The organism is Streptomyces sp. A0642 (genome assembly GCF_004795105.1).
GTDB lineage: Bacteria > Actinomycetota > Actinomycetes > Streptomycetales > Streptomycetaceae > Streptomyces.
In genome coordinates this window covers 17,838-36,323 of sequence record NZ_SSBL01000046.1, presented here as the reverse complement: position 1 = coordinate 36,323, position 18,486 = coordinate 17,838, and the positions used below count along the sequence as shown (strand labels likewise).

At 69.3% G+C, this 18,486-nt stretch carries 20 protein-coding genes; 11 read left to right on the top strand and 9 right to left on the bottom strand.

Features of this window, described 5'->3' with window-relative positions; all coding sequences use genetic code 11:
* The first annotated feature begins 153 nt into the window (after nucleotides 1–153).
* The 4 genes from E6R60_RS35630 to E6R60_RS35615 all read left to right on the top strand — a co-directional run bounded on the left by E6R60_RS35630 (nucleotide 154) and on the right by E6R60_RS35615 (nucleotide 3,168).
* Nucleotides 154–1,050 carry a LysR family transcriptional regulator gene (locus E6R60_RS35630; protein WP_136330882.1) on the top strand — a complete coding sequence of 299 codons (897 nt, stop codon included), beginning with the start codon at nucleotides 154–156 and terminating at the stop codon, nucleotides 1,048–1,050.
* Nucleotides 1,051–1,113: 63 nt separating this feature from the next.
* Nucleotides 1,114–1,593 carry an NUDIX hydrolase gene (locus E6R60_RS35625; protein ID WP_136330881.1) on the top strand — a complete coding sequence of 160 codons (480 nt, stop codon included), beginning with the start codon at nucleotides 1,114–1,116 and terminating at the stop codon, nucleotides 1,591–1,593.
* 133 nt (nucleotides 1,594–1,726) lie between these two features.
* The gene (locus E6R60_RS35620) at nucleotides 1,727–2,254 is read left to right on the top strand and encodes a DUF2269 domain-containing protein (protein ID WP_136330880.1); all 528 of its coding nucleotides are present in this window, start codon (nucleotides 1,727–1,729) and stop codon (nucleotides 2,252–2,254) included.
* Nucleotides 2,255–2,259: 5 nt separating this feature from the next.
* Nucleotides 2,260–3,168, top strand: coding sequence for a GNAT family N-acetyltransferase (locus E6R60_RS35615; protein WP_136330879.1), 909 nt, complete (start codon nucleotides 2,260–2,262; stop codon nucleotides 3,166–3,168).
* A 39-nt stretch (nucleotides 3,169–3,207) separates the two neighbouring features.
* On the opposite strand, the gene E6R60_RS35610 is transcribed toward E6R60_RS35615, so the two are convergent.
* Nucleotides 3,208–3,633 carry a heme-binding protein gene (locus E6R60_RS35610; RefSeq protein ID WP_136330878.1) on the bottom strand — a complete coding sequence of 142 codons (426 nt, stop codon included), beginning with the start codon at nucleotides 3,631–3,633 and terminating at the stop codon, nucleotides 3,208–3,210.
* A 56-nt stretch (nucleotides 3,634–3,689) separates the two neighbouring features.
* Nucleotides 3,690–4,904 (bottom strand): MFS transporter, encoded by a 1,215-nt coding sequence (locus E6R60_RS35605; RefSeq protein WP_136330877.1) that lies wholly within the window; start codon nucleotides 4,902–4,904, stop codon nucleotides 3,690–3,692.
* A gap of 142 nt (nucleotides 4,905–5,046) precedes the next feature.
* On the opposite strand from E6R60_RS35605, the gene E6R60_RS35600 reads away from it, so the two are divergent.
* The 3 genes from E6R60_RS35600 to E6R60_RS35590 are packed head-to-tail and all read left to right on the top strand — an operon-like array spanning nucleotide 5,047 to nucleotide 7,191.
* Nucleotides 5,047–5,505 (top strand): MarR family transcriptional regulator, encoded by a 459-nt coding sequence (locus E6R60_RS35600; protein WP_136330876.1) that lies wholly within the window; start codon nucleotides 5,047–5,049, stop codon nucleotides 5,503–5,505.
* 39 nt (nucleotides 5,506–5,544) lie between these two features.
* A complete protein-coding gene (locus E6R60_RS35595) occupies nucleotides 5,545–5,997 on the top strand; it encodes a GNAT family N-acetyltransferase (protein WP_136330875.1) in 453 nt (150 codons plus the stop codon).
* 30 nt (nucleotides 5,998–6,027) lie between these two features.
* A complete protein-coding gene (locus E6R60_RS35590; RefSeq protein ID WP_136330874.1) occupies nucleotides 6,028–7,191 on the top strand; it encodes a winged helix DNA-binding domain-containing protein in 1,164 nt (387 codons plus the stop codon).
* 36 nt (nucleotides 7,192–7,227) lie between these two features.
* On the opposite strand, the gene E6R60_RS35585 is transcribed toward E6R60_RS35590, so the two are convergent.
* Both E6R60_RS35585 and dnaB read right to left on the bottom strand, forming a co-directional pair.
* Nucleotides 7,228–8,610 (bottom strand): serine hydrolase domain-containing protein, encoded by a 1,383-nt coding sequence (locus E6R60_RS35585; protein WP_136330873.1) that lies wholly within the window; start codon nucleotides 8,608–8,610, stop codon nucleotides 7,228–7,230.
* 116 nt (nucleotides 8,611–8,726) lie between these two features.
* The gene (dnaB, locus tag E6R60_RS35580) at nucleotides 8,727–10,205 is read right to left on the bottom strand and encodes a replicative DNA helicase (protein ID WP_136330872.1); all 1,479 of its coding nucleotides are present in this window, start codon (nucleotides 10,203–10,205) and stop codon (nucleotides 8,727–8,729) included.
* Nucleotides 10,206–10,664: 459 nt separating this feature from the next.
* On the opposite strand from dnaB, the gene E6R60_RS35575 reads away from it, so the two are divergent.
* The gene (locus tag E6R60_RS35575; protein WP_136330871.1) at nucleotides 10,665–12,002 is read left to right on the top strand and encodes an MATE family efflux transporter; all 1,338 of its coding nucleotides are present in this window, start codon (nucleotides 10,665–10,667) and stop codon (nucleotides 12,000–12,002) included.
* A 137-nt stretch (nucleotides 12,003–12,139) separates the two neighbouring features.
* Here E6R60_RS35575 and rplI read toward each other — a convergent pair whose 3' ends face one another.
* The 4 genes from rplI to rpsF form a co-directional block, all read right to left on the bottom strand.
* Complete coding sequence (gene rplI / locus E6R60_RS35570) at nucleotides 12,140–12,586, bottom strand: 50S ribosomal protein L9 (protein WP_073733221.1); 447 nt, start codon at nucleotides 12,584–12,586, stop codon at nucleotides 12,140–12,142.
* A gap of 18 nt (nucleotides 12,587–12,604) precedes the next feature.
* The gene (rpsR, locus tag E6R60_RS35565) at nucleotides 12,605–12,841 is read right to left on the bottom strand and encodes a 30S ribosomal protein S18 (protein WP_003967857.1); all 237 of its coding nucleotides are present in this window, start codon (nucleotides 12,839–12,841) and stop codon (nucleotides 12,605–12,607) included.
* Between the two features lie 43 nt (nucleotides 12,842–12,884).
* A complete protein-coding gene (locus E6R60_RS35560; protein ID WP_136330870.1) occupies nucleotides 12,885–13,502 on the bottom strand; it encodes a single-stranded DNA-binding protein in 618 nt (205 codons plus the stop codon).
* A gap of 74 nt (nucleotides 13,503–13,576) precedes the next feature.
* Nucleotides 13,577–13,867, bottom strand: coding sequence for a 30S ribosomal protein S6 (rpsF, locus tag E6R60_RS35555; protein WP_018101872.1), 291 nt, complete (start codon nucleotides 13,865–13,867; stop codon nucleotides 13,577–13,579).
* 279 nt (nucleotides 13,868–14,146) lie between these two features.
* Here rpsF and E6R60_RS35550 point away from each other — a divergent pair, with 279 nt between their 5' ends.
* From E6R60_RS35550 to E6R60_RS35540, 3 genes are all read left to right on the top strand, one after another.
* The gene (locus E6R60_RS35550) at nucleotides 14,147–14,467 is read left to right on the top strand and encodes a hypothetical protein (protein ID WP_136330869.1); all 321 of its coding nucleotides are present in this window, start codon (nucleotides 14,147–14,149) and stop codon (nucleotides 14,465–14,467) included.
* 188 nt (nucleotides 14,468–14,655) lie between these two features.
* Nucleotides 14,656–15,774: a peptidoglycan bridge formation glycyltransferase FemA/FemB family protein gene (locus E6R60_RS35545; protein ID WP_136330868.1), complete on the top strand. Its 1,119-nt coding sequence runs from the start codon at nucleotides 14,656–14,658 to the stop codon at nucleotides 15,772–15,774.
* 157 nt (nucleotides 15,775–15,931) lie between these two features.
* On the top strand, nucleotides 15,932–16,963 hold the full coding sequence (locus tag E6R60_RS35540) for an alanine racemase (RefSeq protein WP_136330867.1): 1,032 nt from the start codon (nucleotides 15,932–15,934) through the stop codon (nucleotides 16,961–16,963).
* A gap of 22 nt (nucleotides 16,964–16,985) precedes the next feature.
* Here E6R60_RS35540 and E6R60_RS35535 read toward each other — a convergent pair whose 3' ends face one another.
* Nucleotides 16,986–18,473 carry a glycosyltransferase 87 family protein gene (locus E6R60_RS35535; RefSeq protein WP_136330866.1) on the bottom strand — a complete coding sequence of 496 codons (1,488 nt, stop codon included), beginning with the start codon at nucleotides 18,471–18,473 and terminating at the stop codon, nucleotides 16,986–16,988.
* Nucleotides 18,474–18,486 lie beyond the last annotated feature (13 nt).

The following is an 18,486-nucleotide window of genomic DNA, read 5'->3' as shown; positions in this document are numbered from 1 at the left end:
CCGCCCCGGTTCTCCGCCTTCTCCACGCGAAGCACCGCCACGACAAGGCTAGTTGACTCAGCGTCAGTGTCCAATCACAGTAGCGACAGCGACCTATCGACATATTTATCGTTGTCCGGGTCCGAAGAGTCGCACGGGTGAGAGGGAACGGATATGGACCTGGCCCTGCTGCGCACCTTCGTCACCGTGCACCGGGCGGGCTCGTTCACCCGCGCGGCCGCGCTCCTCGGCCTCTCCCAGCCCGCCGTGACCTCACAGATCCGCACCCTGGAACGGCAGCTGGGCCGCCCCCTCTTCCTCCGCCGGGCCCGCGGCGTGACACCCACCACCATCGGCGACGAACTCGCGCACCGGGCGGCTCCTCACCTGGACGCACTGGTCGAGATCGCCGAGACCGAGCTCGACGAGGAGTCGGGCGTACGAACGCTCCATCTGGCGGGACCACCGGAGTTCACCTCGTTACGGGCCCTCCCCGCGCTCACCCCGCTCATCGCCCAGGGGCTCGCACTACGCAGCTCGTTCTCCGCCGACACGGACGAGACGCTCGACGGTCTGGCCGCCGGACACCACGACCTGGCCGTCGTGACGGCCCGGCCGCGCGGCGGTCTGCTCACCGCCGTCCCCTTGTGCGACGAGGAACACATCCTGGTGGCGGCACCGCGGTGGGCCGCCCGTCTGGGGCCGGGAACCCTCAGGCGCAACGGCCCGGTGGTCCTGGAGCACCTGCCGGTGGTGGAGGTGCACGAGAGCCTGCCGCTCGTCTCCCGTTACTGGGCGGCCGTCTTCGACAGCCGGCCCGCAGCCGCCGGGGCCGTCATCACGCCGGATCTCCGAGCGGTCCTGGAGTGCACGACGGCGGGAGCGGGTCTCGCCGTCCTGCCCCGGTATCTCTGCGCGGACGCACTGGAGCGGGGAGAGGTGGTGGCACTCCTCGATCCGCCGGTACCGCCCCTGCGCACGTACTTCCTCGCCGCGCGGACCGGCACGCTCGCACTGCCGCATCTCGCACGGGCACACGAGGTGCTGCTGCGTGCCGCGGCCGACTGGTGACCGCAGGACGGACCGACAGCCGCCAGGTGTTTCAGAACCGGTTCTGCGGGCCACTCTCTTGCCATGACCGAACGTCCTGTGGTCAAGCGCACCGCACGCGCCGTCCTGCTCGACGGCAACGACCTGATCCTCATCAAGCGCACCAAGCCGGGGGTGGATCCGTACTGGGTCACGCCCGGCGGCGGGGTCGAGCCCGAGGACGCGACGGTCGTCGACGCCCTGCACCGTGAGTTGGACGAAGAGCTCGGGGCCAAGATCACCGATGTGGTGCCCTGCTTCGTCGATACCGTGGAGCACATCGAGGGCGGGGGCGTGAAGGGCGTCAAGGTCCAGCACTTCTTCGTCTGCCGTCTCGAATCCATGGACCTGTCTCTGCGCCACGGCCCCGAGATCGATGACCCCTGTGGGGAGTACGACGTCGTCCGGGTGCCCTTCAGCCGGGTCGGCATCGCTGCCGTGCACCTCGTGCCGCTGTCACTGAGGCACTACCTGGACGGCAACATCGAGGGGGTCCGGGCGATGCACGCACCCGACCTGGGCTGATCCACGAGGACGACCTCACCCTGACGGGCCCCGCGACCGGACCGGCGCCGGGCCCGTCGTACGCCCAGATCAGTACGCGGGGATACTCCCCTCGGCAGATGACCCGCCTCGCGGCCCGCTGCACCGTGTTCACGTGAAACCACTCAAGCGCCGCGCCCGCAGAGGTCTCCTCGTCGCTCATGTCTCGGTATCCGTCAGCTGGCTCGGCCTCACCGTCGGTCTGCTCACGCTCGGCATCACCGCCTTCACGAGCGACGATCCGGCCACCGCGCAGGCCGCCCTCCGCGCCCTGCGGATCTTCGGTGACTGGCTCATCGTCCCCGTCGCACTGGCTGCCCTCCTCAGCGGCCTGATCCTGTCGCTCGGCACCCCATGGGGGCTGGCCCGGTACCGCTGGGTCTGGACGAAGTTCTGGCTGACCCTGATCGCGACCGGGCTGTCGGTCTTTTCGTTGCGCCCCGGCATCCACGAAGCCGCGGAACGCGGGACCGCCGACATCGATCTCGTCATCGCTCCTTCGGTGGCCACCGCGACCTACCTCTTCATGACCGCGATCTCCGTACTGAAGCCGTGGGGGCCGACCCGACGCGGCCGTCGTCCGCGGGTCTCGGCCAGATCCGTTAAAGCGGTGGACGAGCGATCACCGCATCGGACAGCCTGACCTCCATGCCCCGCTCATTGCCCCGCACCCTCTCCGGCCTACCCGTCCGGCGCCTCACCCGGGACGATCTGATCCCCTGCGCCGACCTCAGCGAGGACCGCGGCTGGCCGCGCGATGAGCACCGGTGGGGACTGCTCCTCGCCGCGGGGAAGGCTTACGGCATCGACGACCCCGAGGGCAAGGGCCTGATCGCGACCTGCGTGGTGACCTCGTACGGTCCGGACCTGGCCGTCATCGGCATGCTTCTGGTCGCCGGGCGCTACGGCCGCCAGGGGATCGCGCGCCACTTGATGCATCAGGTGATCGAGTCGGCCGGGGGCGCTTCCCTCAGCCTGTATGCGACGCCGGAGGGCCGGCCGCTCTACGAGAAGCTCGGCTTCAGCGCGGTGGGCCGGACCCAGCGAGTGAGCGGCCACTTCCGGCCGCCCGCGCAGCCGGACAGCGGGGGAACGGGGGTTCAGCCCGCTCCGGCGGGCGCGGCGGGCCCGACTGTCCGCCCGGCGACTGCCGGCGACCTGCCGGCCATGATCCGTCTGGACTCCGAGGCCTCCGGAGTCGACCGGATGCAGCTCCTGGCCCGCCTCCCCGCCTTCGCCGACCATCTGAGGGTGGCCGAGGACGGCGGGGAGATCGTCGGGTACGCCGCGCTGTGGCCCAGCTCGGAGAGCCATGTGGTCGGGCCGCTCATCGCCCGGGACACCACCACGGCGAAGCTGCTCGTCCTCTCGCTCGCCGGGGCCACCGACCGGCCGCTGCGCGCGGACATCCACGCCCACCACGCAGAGTTTCTGGACTGGTTCGAGCAGTGCGGGCTGGAACCCGGCTCATCGACCACCGTCATGAGCCTCGGGAACCGGGCGCCCGTGGGGGACTGGGCACAGCGGTTCGCACCCCTGAGCATGGCGACGGGCTGACCACTCCCCGGCCGCCGTGCGCACCGGGCGGTCGGGCCTTCAGACGAGACCGGCGACGGCGGTGGTGGCGAACCCGTGGTCCTGCTCGGGCGCACCGCCACCGACTCCCACGGCGCCGATCAGCCGGCCGCCGCGATGGACCGGCACACCGCCGGCGATGAAGAGGAGCGGCCGGTCCAGCGCGGTCGGCAGAGTATGGAAGAGACCGCCGGGCTGGACGGCGTCGACGAGATCGGCCGTGGGGGCGTCGAGCTGGAGCGCCGTGTACGCCTTGCGGGTGCTGGTCTCTCCGGCGATGAGCACGGCGCGGTCGTCACGGCGGAAGGCCAGCAGATGTCCCCCCGCGTCCAGGACTGTGACGGCGGTCGCGACGCCTGCGGCCTCGGCGGCCGTGCGGGCCGCCTCGATCAGCGTCTCCGCGTCCTGAGTGGTGAGCGGGGCGACAGCGGTGGTGAGCGTGTTCATGGGGGGAACTCCTTGATGCGGTGCGGTGATGAGTGTTCGGGAACGGCCGGAGGTGGTCAGTGCCGCGCGGCTGCGGGCGCGGCGGCGGGCTCCGGATGGTGAGCGGCGACCAGGCGGCTCGCGGCGGCCGTGCGGCGCTCCAGGGTGCTGGAGACGACGGCGAGCACCAGGGCGGAGGCGGCGAGCGCCGCCCCGACCCAGTTGGGGGCGGTGTAACCGAGCCCGGCCGCGATGACCATGCCACCGAGCCATGCGGACAGGGCGTTGCCGAGGTTGAAGGCACCGATGTTCACCGCTGAGGCGAGGGTCGGGGCGCCGGCCGCCTGGTCGAGCACCCGCTTCTGCAACGGAGGAACGGTCGCGAAGCCCAGGGCGCCGATCAGGAAGATGGTGGCGGCTGCCGCGATCTTGTTGTGGGCGGTCAGGGTGAACAGCGACAGAACGACGGCGAGGCCGCCCAGCGACACGTACAGCAGGGGCATCAGACGGCGGTCGGCGAACTTCCCGCCGAGCAGATTGCCTCCCACCATGCCGAGGCCGAACAGCACCAGCAGCCAGGTGACGGACGAGGCCGAGTAACCGGCGATCTCGGTCATCATCGGTGTGATGTACGTGATCGCCGCGAAGACGCCGCCGAAGCCCAGCACGGTCATCGCCATGGCGAGCAGCACCTGCACATTGCGGAAGGCGGCGAGTTCGTGCCGGAGCCGGACGCCTTCGGGGCGCGGCTGGTCGGGGACGAGCCTGGCCACTCCGAGCAGCCCGATGACGCCGAGTGCGGCGACGACGAAGAACGTGCTCCGCCAGCCGACGCTCTGGCCGATGTAGGTACCCAAGGGCACACCGACGACGTTGGCGACGGTGAGGCCGGTGAACATCATGGCGATCGCTCCGGCCTTCTTGTGCGGGGCGACCAGATCCGCTGCCACCACCGAGCCGATGCCGAAGAAGGCACCGTGGGCGAGTGAGGCGATCACCCGGCCGGCGAGCATCACTCCGAAGACGGGGGCGGTCGCGGAGACGATATTTCCGATGACGAACAGCGCCATCAGGATCATCAGCATGCGTTTACGACTGACCTTGGTGCCGAGAAGGGTCATCAGAGGGGCTCCGATGACGACACCGAGCGCGTAGCCGGTGACGAGGAAGCCTGCGGTGGGGATCGACACCTGGAATTCCGCAGCCACCTCGGGGAGCAGCCCCATGATCACGAACTCGGTCGTTCCGATACCGAATGCCCCGATGGCGAGGGCGAGGAGCGCGAGCGGCATGGGTTTCACCTTCCCTGAAGATTGCGTCTGCGCCTTACGAGCGTCCACATTAATTGCACACGCGGGTTAATTGCAAGCGCGGGCTATTGCGTCCGTCGCCTATCCTGGGCTCAAGCAGCTCCGGCACGGAGGAGAGAGACCCATGACAGCGACGGATCCGGCACTGACCGCTCTTTCCCAGGGCTGGTGCGCGCTCTCCCTGCTCCACGGAAAGATCGAGGCCCGCATCGAACGGGCCCTGCAGAGCGGGCACGGCCTCAGCGTGCGGGAGTACTCCCTGCTGGACGTGTTGAGCCGGCAGCACAACGGACCCGGCGGGCACCTTCAGATGAAGCAGGTGGCCGACGCCGTCGTCCTCAGCCAGAGCGCCACCACACGCCTGGTCACCCGCCTCGAAGACCGAGGGCTGCTGACCCGGTACCTCTGCGACACCGACCGCCGGGGCATCTACACCGATGTCACCGAGGCCGGCCTGACCCTGCTCTCGGAGGCCAGGCCCACCAACGACACCGCTCTGCGGGCAGCGCTGGACGAGGCGGCCAGAAACCCCGAGCTGGCCCCCCTCGTCCGTGCGGTCGAGGAGCTGAAGGTTCCCGCATAGCGCTCCCGGGCCGGGGGCCCGCGGCGTAGGCTGCCGATCATGAGCGATCTGGAAATCCGTCCTGCAGCCGTCGGTGATCTCGCCGAGATCGTGGCCATGCTCGCCGACGACCCGCTGGGCGCGCGACGCGAGTCGCCGGACGATCTCGCCCCCTACCTCGCGGCGTTGCGGCGACTTTCCGACGACCCCCATCAGCATGTGATGGTGGCCGTACGCGCGGACCGCGTGGTCGGCACGCTCCAGCTGACCGTGATCCCCGGCCTCTCCAGGCGAGGCTCGACCCGGTCGGTGATCGAGGGCGTCCGCGTCCACGCGGACGAGCGCGGCAGTGGACTCGGCACCCAGCTGATCCAGTGGGCCGTGGATGAATCACGGCGGCAGGGATGCCAGTTGGTCCAGCTGACGTCCGACGCCACCCGGACCGACGCGCATCGCTTCTACGAACGGCTCGGCTTCGTGGCCAGCCACGTGGGCTTCAAGCTCGCCCTCTGACCGCAACACCCGGCGTCCAAGGGAGCGACCGTGCACCGCATCAGCGACGAGCAGCGCCGTGTCAGGATCGGCCGGCGCCATCTCCTGGCACCCTCGGTGCGGGCGGAGTCCCCGGTGGCGGTGGCCGACGCCGTCGTCGCTCTGCATGCCACGGACGCCGCCACCGTCTTCCTGTCCGCCTGCGCGCGGCTACGGGTGCCGGAGGCAGCCGCCGTGGAACAGCAGCTCTACGAAGACGTCTCCCTGGTCCGACTGCTCTCCATGCGCAACACCCTCTTCGTCGTATCGGAGGAGATGGCGCCCTGGGTCGAGGCGTCGAACGCGCGCGCTGTCGCCGCCAAGGAACGCCGGACCCTCCTCAAACACCTCATGGAGGACGGCAACGGTCTGGACGGACAGTGGCTGGCCGCAACCGAGAAGTCCGTCCTCGCTGCCCTGGCCGCACGGGGTTCCGCCACGGGCAGCGAACTCTCCGCCGCCGTACCCGCCCTGCGCACCAAGATCACGATCTTCCCCGGAAAGAAGCAGGAGGCAGTGCAGGGCGTGGCCTCACGGGTCATCCGCGTGCTGGCGGCCGAAGGGCGGATCCGCCGGGACCGGCCACGAGGGTCCTGGACCTCCAGCCAGTTCCGCTGGACGGCTTCCGAGCCGCGCCCCGAACGGGAAATCGCTCGAGCACAGGCTGAGTTGGCCCTGCGCTGGCTCCATTCCTACGGCCCCGCGACCGAGGAAGACCTCAAGTGGTGGACGGGCTGGGGGGTCGGCCAGGTCCGCAAGGCCCTGGCCACCGCAGGGGCGGAAGAGGTGGAGCTGGACAGCGGCGCCACGGCCTGGGTCGCGCCCCAGGACCAGGGCACCGATCCGGCACCAGAGCCCTGGGCCGCCTTGCTGCCCGCGCTCGACCCGAGCGCCATGGGGTGGGCCGACCGCGGATTCCACCTGGCGCCCGAACACCGGGCCGCACTGTTCGACCGCTCCGGCAACATCGGCCCCACCGTGTGGTGGAACGGCCGGATCGTGGGCGGATGGGCTGTGCGCGCCGATGGCGAACCGGTCTGGCGGCTACTCGCGGACGTCGGCCGGGACGCCACCACCGCGATCGAGGCGGAGGCGTCCCGGCTGGCGGACTGGGTGGGGGACGCACGGATCACACCCCGCTTCCGCACGCCCCTGGAAAGGGAGCTCACGGCCTGACGACTCGGCCGGTCCGTTTCACGTGAAACGGGCCGCTCAGCCACCCAGGCCGCGCCAGCCGTCCTCGTCCACTCCCCCCGGAATGGCCGCTGCGGGCTCGTACGGTTCCCGCGTGAAGACGAACGACCCGAGATCCAGATGGTTCACGCTGCCGTCGTCGTTCCGCACGACCCGCAGCGTCTCCCCGGCGTAATAGCCGTCGAGGCCGATCCAGGTGCCGTCCGGCCGGGCGTTGAAACGGGCGCCACGGCCCTGGCCGTTCACGGGCCGCACCTCCAGCCCGCGGTCGGGGCCCAGCCGCAGAACGTTCGGACGCGTGCCCCAGTACCACGGGCCGGTCAGCGCCAGCAGCTCCGTGTCCACCTCCGGCAGCGGGCGCCACGGCTCCGGGATGCGGGGCTCCGACGCGGCGACGATGTCCACGAGTTCGGCGGCCACCTCGCCGATCGGCACACCGGACGTGACGTTGGCGCACACGACGGCGGCCACATCGTCCTCGGCGCTGAACCAGAGCGCGGCGAGGAAGCCGGGCAGCGACCCGGTGTGACCGACGAGTGTGCGCCCCTTCCTCCGGACCACCTGAAGGCCCAGGCCGTAGTGGCCCTCCCAGTCCCCCGGCTCGGGCGGTGCCGCCGGCTCCCTCATCTCTGCGACGGACGCGGCCACGAGCACCCGGTCGTCCCCCTCGGCCAGGAATGCGGCGAAGCGGAGAAGGTCGGCAGTGGTGGACCAGAGCTGTCCCGCCGGCGCCATCAGACCGAGATCCTCGGCCGGTTCGGGCAGTATGACGTCCGCCCATGGGTGGACGGCCCACCCTCCGGCGTGCGGGGCCTGGGGCTGCGGGCTCGTACGGTGCATGCCCAGGGGCTCAAGGATCTCGATGCGCAGGACCTCGGCCCACGAGGCTCCACGCACCGCCTCGATCAACGCTCCGAGCAGCGTGTAGCCGGGGTTGGAGTAGTGGTGCCGACGGCCGGGAGCATGCATCCTGCCCTGCTCGCCCAGCACGTCAGCAAGTCCGGGGCGGAGACTGCCGGGAGTCCGCTCCCACCAAGGGGCAGGCGCCTCGGCACCGAGCCCGGCACTGTGGCCGAGCAGTTGATGAAGGGTGACGTCACCCGCACCCGTACCGGGCAGGTGCTTCTCCAGGGGATCGGCCAGGTCCAGCAGCCCCTCGTCCCGCAACCGCAGGACCAGCACCGCCGTGAACGTCTTGGTCAGGGATCCGATCCGGAACTGCGTGTCGGAATCCGGGGCGTGCCCGTCGACGCAGGTGCGAGAGCCGTTCCAGACGACCCGGCCCTGCCGCCGCACGGCGGCGACCAGGGAAGGGGACCGGCCCTCGGCCTGAGCGGTGGCGATGCGGTGCAGCAGCGCGCGCTGCGTACTCGGGAGCAACTGTTCAGCGGGAGAAGTCATCGTCAACAACTACCTCCCCCACCGGCCCGGGGCGACTCCATTTCCCCACAGCTTCACGCCCGTTCCCCGAGCCCCCCGGCCCGTTCGGCCCGGCGGCGCGACCGGCCTCACCGTGATCAGGTCTGCGCCATGTCCACGAAGCGTGAGTAGTGCCCCTGGAAGGCGACGGTGATCGTCGCCGTCGGACCGTTACGGTGCTTGGCCACGATCAGGTCCGCCTCGCCCGCCCGCGGCGACTCCTTCTCGTACGCGTCCTCGCGGTGCAGCAGGATCACCATGTCGGCGTCCTGCTCGATCGATCCGGACTCACGGAGGTCGGAGACCATCGGCTTCTTGTCCGTGCGCTGCTCAGGACCACGGTTCAGCTGGGAGAGCGCGATGACCGGCAGCTGGAGTTCCTTGGCCAGCAGCTTGAGGTTTCGCGACATGTCCGACACCTCCTGCTGGCGGCTCTCGGCACGCTTCGAACCGCCGGACTGCATCAGCTGGAGATAGTCGATGACCACCAGCTTGAGGTCGTTGCGCTGCTTCAGGCGACGGCACTTGGCCCGGATCTCCATCATGGAGAGGTTCGGGGAGTCGTCGATGTAGAGGGGAGCCGCCGAGACATCGGGCATCCGGCGAGCCAGCCGCGTCCAGTCCTCGTCCGTCATGGTGCCCGAGCGCATGTGGTGGAGCGCCACCCTCGCCTCGGCGGACAGCAGACGCATCGCGATCTCGTTCCGCCCCATTTCGAGGGAGAAGATCACACTGGGCAGGTTGCTCTTGATCGAGCAGGCCCGGGCGAAGTCCAGAGCGAGCGTCGACTTACCCATGGCCGGGCGGGCCGCGATGACGATCATCTGGCCCGGGTGCAGGCCGTTCGTCAGGGCGTCGAGGTCGGTGAAGCCGGTCGGCACACCCGTCATCTCACCGCTGCGTGAACCGATCGCCTCGATCTCGTCGAGCGCGCCCTCCATGATGTCGCCGAGCGGCAGGTAGTCCTCACTGGTGCGCTGCTCGGTGACGGCGTAGATCTCCGCCTGGGCGGAGTTGACGATGTCGTCGACGTCGCCGTCGGCCGCGTATCCCATCTGCGTGATCTTCGTGCCGGCTTCGACGAGCCGCCGCAGGACGGCGCGCTCGTGAACGATCTCGGCGTAGTACGAGGCGTTGGCCGCGGTCGGCACCGACTGGACCAGGGTGTGCAGATACGGAGCTCCACCCACCTTGGTGATCTCGCCGCGCTTGACCAGTTCGGCCGCCACCGTGATGGGGTCGGCCGGCTCGCCCTTCGCGTAGAGGTCGAGGATCGCCTGAAAGACGGTCTCGTGTGCGGGGCGGTAGAAGTCGTGGCCCTTGATGATCTCCACGACGTCCGCAATAGCGTCCTTCGACAGGAGCATGCCGCCGAGGACGGACTGTTCCGCGTCGAGGTCTTGGGGCGGTACCCGCTCGAACCCGGGGGAACCGCCCTCCCAGCCGCCGCTCTCGCGGCCTCGCTCGTGCTCTTCACCGCGGTCCCGGCTCTCACCCCGGCGCTGGCGGGAAACAGGCAGACGATCGCTGGGACCGGTGTCGGCCCAGGGGTCGTCCAAAGGCTCGGAAATGCTCATCCGGCCACCTCCTCCCGTCCGCTCCGCGGACCTAGCCGTGCTTCTCTTTCTTACGGCACGGCACCGACAAACAAGACGCCCGACTCCGGTTCCGGGTGTGTCGGTTCTGCGGGGTTCCAGGACCGAAACGAGGTGGGTGCGCCGGACCACGGTAGGCGGCCCGGCACCGTCAGCCAATCCGGTTATCCACAGGGCATGTGGACGACGGACCAGATGCTGTGGAGAACCCCGCAGAACCTGTGCACGGACCGGGGGACAGCACTGTGGACAAACTCATAGCGACGCTGCCACCAGCGGGCTGACCTGGGCATTCGCCGTCCACGGGCTGTGGGGGAGAAAAAGTTTCCGAGTCGGCACAAGATCCCGGCAACGGGCACATGCCAGAACGTCACTCCGCGACATATGTAAGGACTGATTAGGTCTTGCATCCATTACCTGTGGAAGATTAGATTGGCTCCCATGACTCAGGCACCGGCGACCCCGTCGTCTCGTCGCAGGCGGCACGACCGCGAGATCATCGCGCTCGCCGTCCCCGCCTTCGGCGCCCTCGTGGCCGAGCCCCTTTTCGTGATGGTCGACAGCGCCATCGTCGGCCACCTCGGCACTCCGCAGCTGGCCGGTCTGGCCGTGGCCGCCGCCTTGCTGACGACCGCGGTGAGCATCTTCGTCTTTCTCGCCTACGCCACCACCGCAGCTGTCGCTCGACGGGTCGGCGCGGGCGATCTGCCCTCCGCGATCCGCCAGGGAATGGACGGCATCTGGCTGGCGATCCTGCTCGGTCTCGCTGTCATCGCCCTAGCCCTTCCCCTGGCGCCCTGGATTGTCGAGGCGTTCGGCGCCTCCGACACCGCGGCCCCCTACGCGACCACCTATCTCCGGATCTCCAGCCTCGGCATCCCCGCGATGCTCGTGGTGATGGCCGCGACCGGCGTGCTCCGCGGCCTCCAGAACACCCGCACCCCGCTCTACGTCGCCATCGGCGGATTCGCCGCCAACGGAGCCCTCAACGCAGGTCTCGTCTACGGCGCCGGTTGGGGCATCGCGGGATCGGCCTGGGGCACGGTGCTCGCTCAGATCGGGATGGCGGTCGCCTATCTCGTGGTCGTCGTCCGCGGTGCCCGGCGCCATGGGGCCTCTCTGCGCCCGGACGCCGCCGGCATCAGGGCCAGCGCACGGGCAGGCGTGCCCCTTCTGGTCCGTACCCTGTCCCTCCGCGCCGTCCTGCTCATCGCCACGGCCGTCGCCGCCCGGCTGGGCGACACCGACATCGCCGCACACCAGATCATTCTCTCCCTGTGGAGTCTGATGGCCTTCGCGCTGGACGCCATCGCCATCGCAGGACAGGCCATCATCGGACGCTACCTGGGGGCGGGGGACACCAGAGGCGCCCGCGAAGCCTGCCACCGCATGGTGCAGTGGGGGGTCGTCTCCGGCGTGGTCCTCGGGGCCCTGATCGTGCTCGCGCGTCCTCTGTTCGTGCCGCTCTTCACCAGCGACCGGTCCGTGCAGGACACCCTGCTCCCGGCCCTCATGGTGGTGGCGCTCACCCAGCCGATCGCCGGAGTCGTCTTCATTCTGGACGGAGTTCTGATGGGCGCCGGAGACGGTACCTACCTGGCCTGGGCCATGCTGATCACCCTGGCCGTCTTCGCCCCAGCGGCTCTGCTGGTCCCCGTCCTGGGAGGCGGTCTGACCGCGCTCTGGTGGGCGATGGCGCTCATGATGCTCGTCCGAATGGCAACGCTCTGGCTCCGTGCCCGTTCCGGTACCTGGATGGTCACCGGCGCCACCCGCTGAGACACCACCCGGCCCCGTTTCATGTGAAACACCCTGGCTCGTTTCACGTGAAACAGAAGAGACAGCCCAGCCCGGCAACGGCGAAAGGCCGCACCCACAGGTGCGGCCCTTCACTGTTCTGCTGAGGTGCGGCCCGATCAGGCAGCAACAACCTCGACGCCGAGCTTCGCAGCGACCTCGGGGTGCAGACGCACGGACACCTGGTGTCCGCCGAGCGTCTTGATCGGCGAGCCGAGCTCGACGCGACGCTTGTCGACATCCGGACCACCGGCGGCCTTGATCGCCGAAGCGATGTCGGCCGGGGTGACGGAGCCGAAGAGACGGCCGGCGTCGCCGGAGCGAACGGCCAGACGGACCTTCACGGCCTCGAGCTTGGACTTGATCTCGTTGGCCTGCTCGATCGTGGCGATCTCGTGGATCTTGCGGGCGCGGCGGATCTGCGCCACGTCCTTCTCGCCACCCTTGGTCCAGCGAATGGCAAAGCCACGCGGAACCAGGTAGTTACGGGCGTACCCGTCCTTGACGTCTACAACGTCGCCCGCAGCACCGAGGCCGGAGACCTCGTGGGTGAGGATGATCTTCATGATTCGGTCACCCTTCCCTTATCGCGCGGTGGACGTGTAGGGCAGCAGCGCCATCTCACGGCTGTTCTTGACTGCCGTGGCGACGTCACGCTGATGCTGCGTGCAGTTGCCGGTGACGCGGCGGGCACGGATCTTGCCGCGGTCGGAAATGAACTTCCGCAGCATGTTCGTGTCCTTGTAGTCCACGTACTGGGTCTTGTCCTTGCAGAACGCGCAGACCTTCTTCTTAGGCTTGCGCACAGGCGGCTTCGCCATGGTGTTTCTCCTGTGTGATCAAGAAGTGGGGGTACGAGCTGCCCTAGAAGGGCGGCTCGTCCGAGTAGCCGCCGCCAGAACCGCCGGAACCGCCGGAGCTTCCGCCCCAACCGCCTCCGCCGCTTTGCTGGCCCCCGCCCTGCTGGCCGCCGGCCGGCGCGCTCGTGGCCCACGGGTCGTCGGCGGGAGCACCGCCACCACCCTGCTGGCCACCAGAACCGGGACCGCCGCCCCAGCTACCGCCACCCTGCTGGCCGCCGCCGTATCCACCCTGGCCGCCGCCCTGGCCACCACGACCGGTGGTCTTGGTGACCTTGGCAGTGGCGCTCTTGAGACTGGGGCCGACTTCCTCGACGTCCAGCTCGTAGACCGTGCGCTTGACGCCCTCGCGGTCTTCGTACGACCGCTGCTTCAGCCGGCCCTGCACGACAACGCGCATGCCTCGCGTGAGCGATTCGGCGACGTTCTCCGCCGCCTGACGCCAGACCGAGCAGGTGAGGAACAGGCCTTCGCCGTCCTTCCACTCATTGGTCTGCCGGTCGAAGATGCGGGGAGTGGACGCGACGCGGAACTTCGCGACCGCCGCACCGGACGGGGTGAAGCGCAGCTCGGGGTCGTCGACGAGATTGCCGACGACCGTGATGACGGTCTCGCCTGCCATGGGTGAACCTCTCGGCGGGGATTGCTTCTGGCTGCTTGCTGCTACTCGAACCCGATGACCACTGAGCTAGAAGCTCAGTGGATCTCGGGACGGAGGACCTTGGTCCGGAGGACCGACTCGTTCAGGTTCATCTGGCGGTCGAGCTCCTTGACGACCGCAGGCTCGGCCTGCAGGTCGATGACCGAGTAGATGCCCTCGGGCTTCTTCTTGATCTCGTAAGCGAGCCGACGACGGCCCCAGGTGTCGACCTTCTCAACCTTTCCTTCGCCCTCACGGACGACGGAGAGGAAGTTCTCGATCAGCGGGGAGACTGCTCGCTCCTCGAGATCGGGGTCGAGGATGACCATCACCTCGTAGTGACGCATGTGGAACCCACCTCCTTTGGACTCAGCGGCCACGGTCGTTCCGTGGCAGGAGGGTCGTGATGCGTAAGCCTCAGTGTCTCCGAGTAGAACAGCCGCCACTGACAACGCCCTCCTTCGAGGAGGAGCTGTCCGTGCTGGCCTGGGCAGACACTGGTGCAGACCGTCCAGAGTACCCGCAGACCGGCCTCCGGTTGAAATCCGGTGGTCAGGAGACGCAATCTGTACACATCGGGTGTGAGCGGCGCCACGACGCGCCGCCTTTCGGCCAGGAGGTACTCCATGGCACAAGCAATGCGATCCCGTCCCCGCTCCTCCGTCTCCCTCTTCGCGACGGACGGCAAGCCCCATCCGCTGCAGGACGTCCTGGTGGGCGTGACCGTGGTGCTCGGCATCCTCGCGTTCGTGACGGCGATGTTCCACAGCCTGCACCTGCTCAGCTCGTGGGCGGGGCTCATCGGGATCCTCACGGGCGCGTACGGGCTGTACATCTCCGCGACCACACGGGAGAGGTTCCCGCTGTTCGTCGGCATGGGCGCGGCCGGCGTCGGATTCTTCCTCGGCATGGCGCACGGCGGGCTCTTCGGCGGCGTGGTCGGCTGACCGTGCCGCGGCAGCGGCCCGGCAGGGCGTACGGGCGGCTCCGTCCATGGGCGGGCCGCCCCGTACGCCGTCCCGGGAGCGCACGGGTTCGACGGGGCCAGACAGCGCGCTTCCCGGTCACAGTAGGCTTCGGCGCGAGAGCCGGAGCCCCTGACCCATGGGGACACACCTGCCGAGGAGCGCCCCGCATGAGCCTGACCCTGAGGACCATCAGCCGAGAGCAGCATCTGGCGTACATCCAGAGTCTGCCCGCGGCCAGCCACATGCAGGTCCCGGCATGGGCGGATGTGAAGGCCGAGTGGCGGTCGGAGAGCCTCGGCTGGTTCGACAAGGGCGGCCAGCTCGTCGGCGCCGGTCTGGTGCTCTACCGGCAGCTGCCCAAGATCAAGCGGTACCTCGCGTATCTGCCCGAGGGCCCGGTCATCAACTGGTACGCCCCCAATCTGAACGACTGGCTGGAGCCGATGCTGGCGCACCTCAAGCAGCAGGGCGCCTTCTCGGTGAAGATGGGCCCGCCGGTCGTGATCCGCCGCTGGGACGCCCACGCCATCAAGGCGGGCATCCAGGACCCCGACGTGAAGCGGCTGCGCGATGTCGAGGCCACCCACATCGAGCCCCGCGCCTTCGAAGTGGCGGACCGGCTCCGCAAGATGGGCTGGCAGCAGGGAGAGGACGGCGGCGCCGGATTCGGGGACGTACAGCCCCGCTACATCTTCCAGGTGCCGCTGGCCAACCGCTCCCTCGAAGACGTGCACAAGGGCTTCAACCAGCTCTGGCGGCGCAACATCAAGAAGGCCGAGAAGGCCGGCGTCGAGGTCGTCCAGGGCAGTTACGCGGAGCTCGCCGAGTGGCAGCGGCTGTACGAGATCACGGCGGAGCGCGACCACTTCCGCCCGCGTCCGCTCGGTTACTTCCAGCGCATGTGGACGGCCCTCAACAACGAGGACCCCAACCGGATGCGGCTCTATTTCGCCCGCCACGAGGGCGAGAACGTGGCGGCCGCGACCATGCTGATCGTCGGCGGGCACGTCTGGTACTCGTACGGCGCCTCGGCCAACCACAAGCGTGAGGTCCGCCCCTCGAACGCGATGCAGTGGCGGATGCTGCGCGACGCGTACGCCATGGGCGCCACCGTCTACGACCTGCGCGGCATCTCCGACTCGCTGGACGAGACCGATCACCTCTTCGGCCTGATCCAGTTCAAGGTGGGCACCGGCGGCCAGGCCGCGGAGTACCTCGGCGAGTGGGACTTCCCGCTCAACAAGCTGCTGCACAAGGCCCTCGACATCTACATGTCACGCCGCTGATCCGCCGCGCAAGGCTGACGAAACCGGCTTCATTCGTTTCAATGGGCTCGTCCCGAGGGCTTTCCACGGGCTCCTCCCGGAGGACCTGAGAAGGCACTGCCGCAGCACCGCACACCACCGACACCACCGCAGCCACCAGAAAGGTTCCGGACCGGCCATGGCGCTCTCCCTGTACGTCGACACCGCGCGCTGGCGGGCGCACCAGAAATCCGTACTCGACCAGTTCCCCGGTCTCGTGCCGGTCTGCAAGGGCAACGGCTACGGCTTCGGCCACGAGCGGCTGGCCGACGAGGCGATCCGCTTCGGCTCCGACATCCTCGCGGTCGGCACCACCTACGAAGCGGCCCGCATCAAGGACTGGTTCAGCGGTGACCTGCTGGTGCTCACTCCGTTCCGGCGGGGCGAGGAGCCGGTGCCGCTGCCGGACCGGGTCATCCGCTCCGTCTCCTCCGTGGACGGCGTTCACGCCCTGGTGGGCGCCCGTGTCGTCATCGAGTGCATGAGCTCGATGAAGCGCCACGGCGTCAAGGAGGAGGAGCTGGGGCAGCTGCACGCCGCCATCGAGGACGTACGCCTCGAGGGCTTCGCCCTGCACCTCCCGCTGGACCGCACGGACGGCTCGGACGCGGTCGAAGAGGTCATTGCCTGGATGGACCGTCTCCGGGCGGCCCGGCTGCCGCTGCACACGATGTTCGTGAGCCATCTGCGGGCCGAGGAACTCGGGCGGCTGCAGCAGCAGTTCCCGCAGACCCGGTTCCGCGCCCGCATCGGTACGCGACTGTGGCTCGGCGACCACGAGGCGACGGAGTACCGGGGCGCGGTGCTCGACGTCACCCGTGTCGTGAAGGGTGACCGGTTCGGCTACCGGCAGCAGAAAGCGGCCTCCGACGGCTGGCTGGTCGTCGTCGCCGGCGGCACGTCGCACGGCGTGGGCCTGGAGGCCCCGAAGGCCCTGCATGGCGTGATGCCGCGTGCCAAGGGCGTCGCCCGGGCGGGCCTGGCCACCGTCAACCGCAACCTGTCGCCGTTCGTCTGGGCCGGCAAGCAGCGCTGGTTCGCCGAGCCGCCGCACATGCAGGTGTCGATCCTGTTCGTGCCCTCGGACGCCGAGGAGCCCCGGGTGGGCGACGAACTGGTGGCCCATCTGCGTCACACGACGACGCAGTTCGACCGGCTCGTCGACCGCTGAGGCGCCCGGGGCAGCCCGTCGCTCAGTCGGCGGCCGGGGTGCCCCACTCCACCCGCGGCCCCGTCTCGGCGAAGGCGGCATGGCGCGGCGGGTGCGCCGCCGCGTGCCCCAGTACGAAGACGTCCTCGGCCCCGTCGAGCACCCCGCCCGACGGGTCGTCCGAGCCGTCGCGCCGCACGACGTCGCGCTCCGGCATCAGGATGTCCCGTACGACGACGGCGCAGAGGTAGAGCGTGCCCAGCAGGTGCAGGACGATCGCCAGCTGATAGCCCTCCGTCGGCAGCCCCTGGTGCTTGTCCCCGCTCGTCGTGTAGGCGAGGTACATCCAGATCCCCAGGAAGTACATGACCTCGCACGCCTGCCAGATCAGGAAGTCGCGCCAGCGCGGCCTGGCCAGCACGGCGAGGGGGATCAGCCACAGCACGTACTGCGGTGAGTAGACCTTGTTGACGAGAATGAACACGGCGACGACGAGGAACGCGAGCTGGGCGAACCGCGGCCTGCGCGGCGCCGCCAGCGTCAGCGCCCCGATCGCGGCGCACAGGCAGACGGTCGCCAGCGTGGAGACGGTGTTGACCGTGGAGACCTCGATGGATTCCCCGGTGCGCTGGGTGATGACCAGCCAGAAGGAGCCGAAGTCGATCGAGCGCTCCTGGCTGAAGGTGTAGAACTTCTTCCAGCCCTCGGGCGCGAACACCATCACCGGCAGGTTGACCACCAGCCAGGATCCGGCGGCGCCGAGCGTCGCCGCCCAGAACTCGCGCCACTTTCCCGCCCGCCAGCACAGCACGAAGACCGGACCGAGCAGGAACACGGGGTAGAGCTTGGCGGCCGTGGCGAGTCCGATCAGGATGCCGAAGGCCAGGGGGCGGCTCCGGGACCACATGAGCATGGCCGCGGCGGTGAGGGCGACCGCCAGCAGGTCCCAGTTGATCGTGGCGGTGAGGGCGAACGCCGGTGCCAGGGCCACCAGCAGACCGTCCCAGGGGCGGCGGCGGTGCGTGCGCGCGACGCACACGGCGATGACGGCGGTGCAGATCATCAGCATGCCCGCGTTGACGAGCCAGTAGGCCTGCTCCTGCTCCTGGATGGAGCCGCCCGGGGTCAGCCAGGCGGCGATCTGCATGAACAGGCCGGTGAGGACCGGGTACTCCAGGAACTGCATGTCGCCGGGCAGCCGGTCGAAGTACGGCACCAGTCCCTCGGCGAAGCCGCGTCCCGCGTACAGATGCGGGATGTCCGAGTAACAGGCGTGGGTGTACTGGGAGCCGGCGCCCCTGAACCACGCCCAGTTGTAGCAAGGCAGCTTCTGCACCATGCCGAGCGCGAACATCCCGATCGCCACCAGCGCGACGGCGCCCACGGGGGTGAGTGCGGTGCTGCCGAGCCGCGACCAGCGCCCCGACCTCCCGCCGATCAGTTCACTGCCGGCCGCGGCGACCTCGTCCTGGTGCGTGGGCCGTACGACGGACCGTTCCTGGTGCACGCTCGTGTCCTCTGCGCTTGGCATGCGGACATCCTGC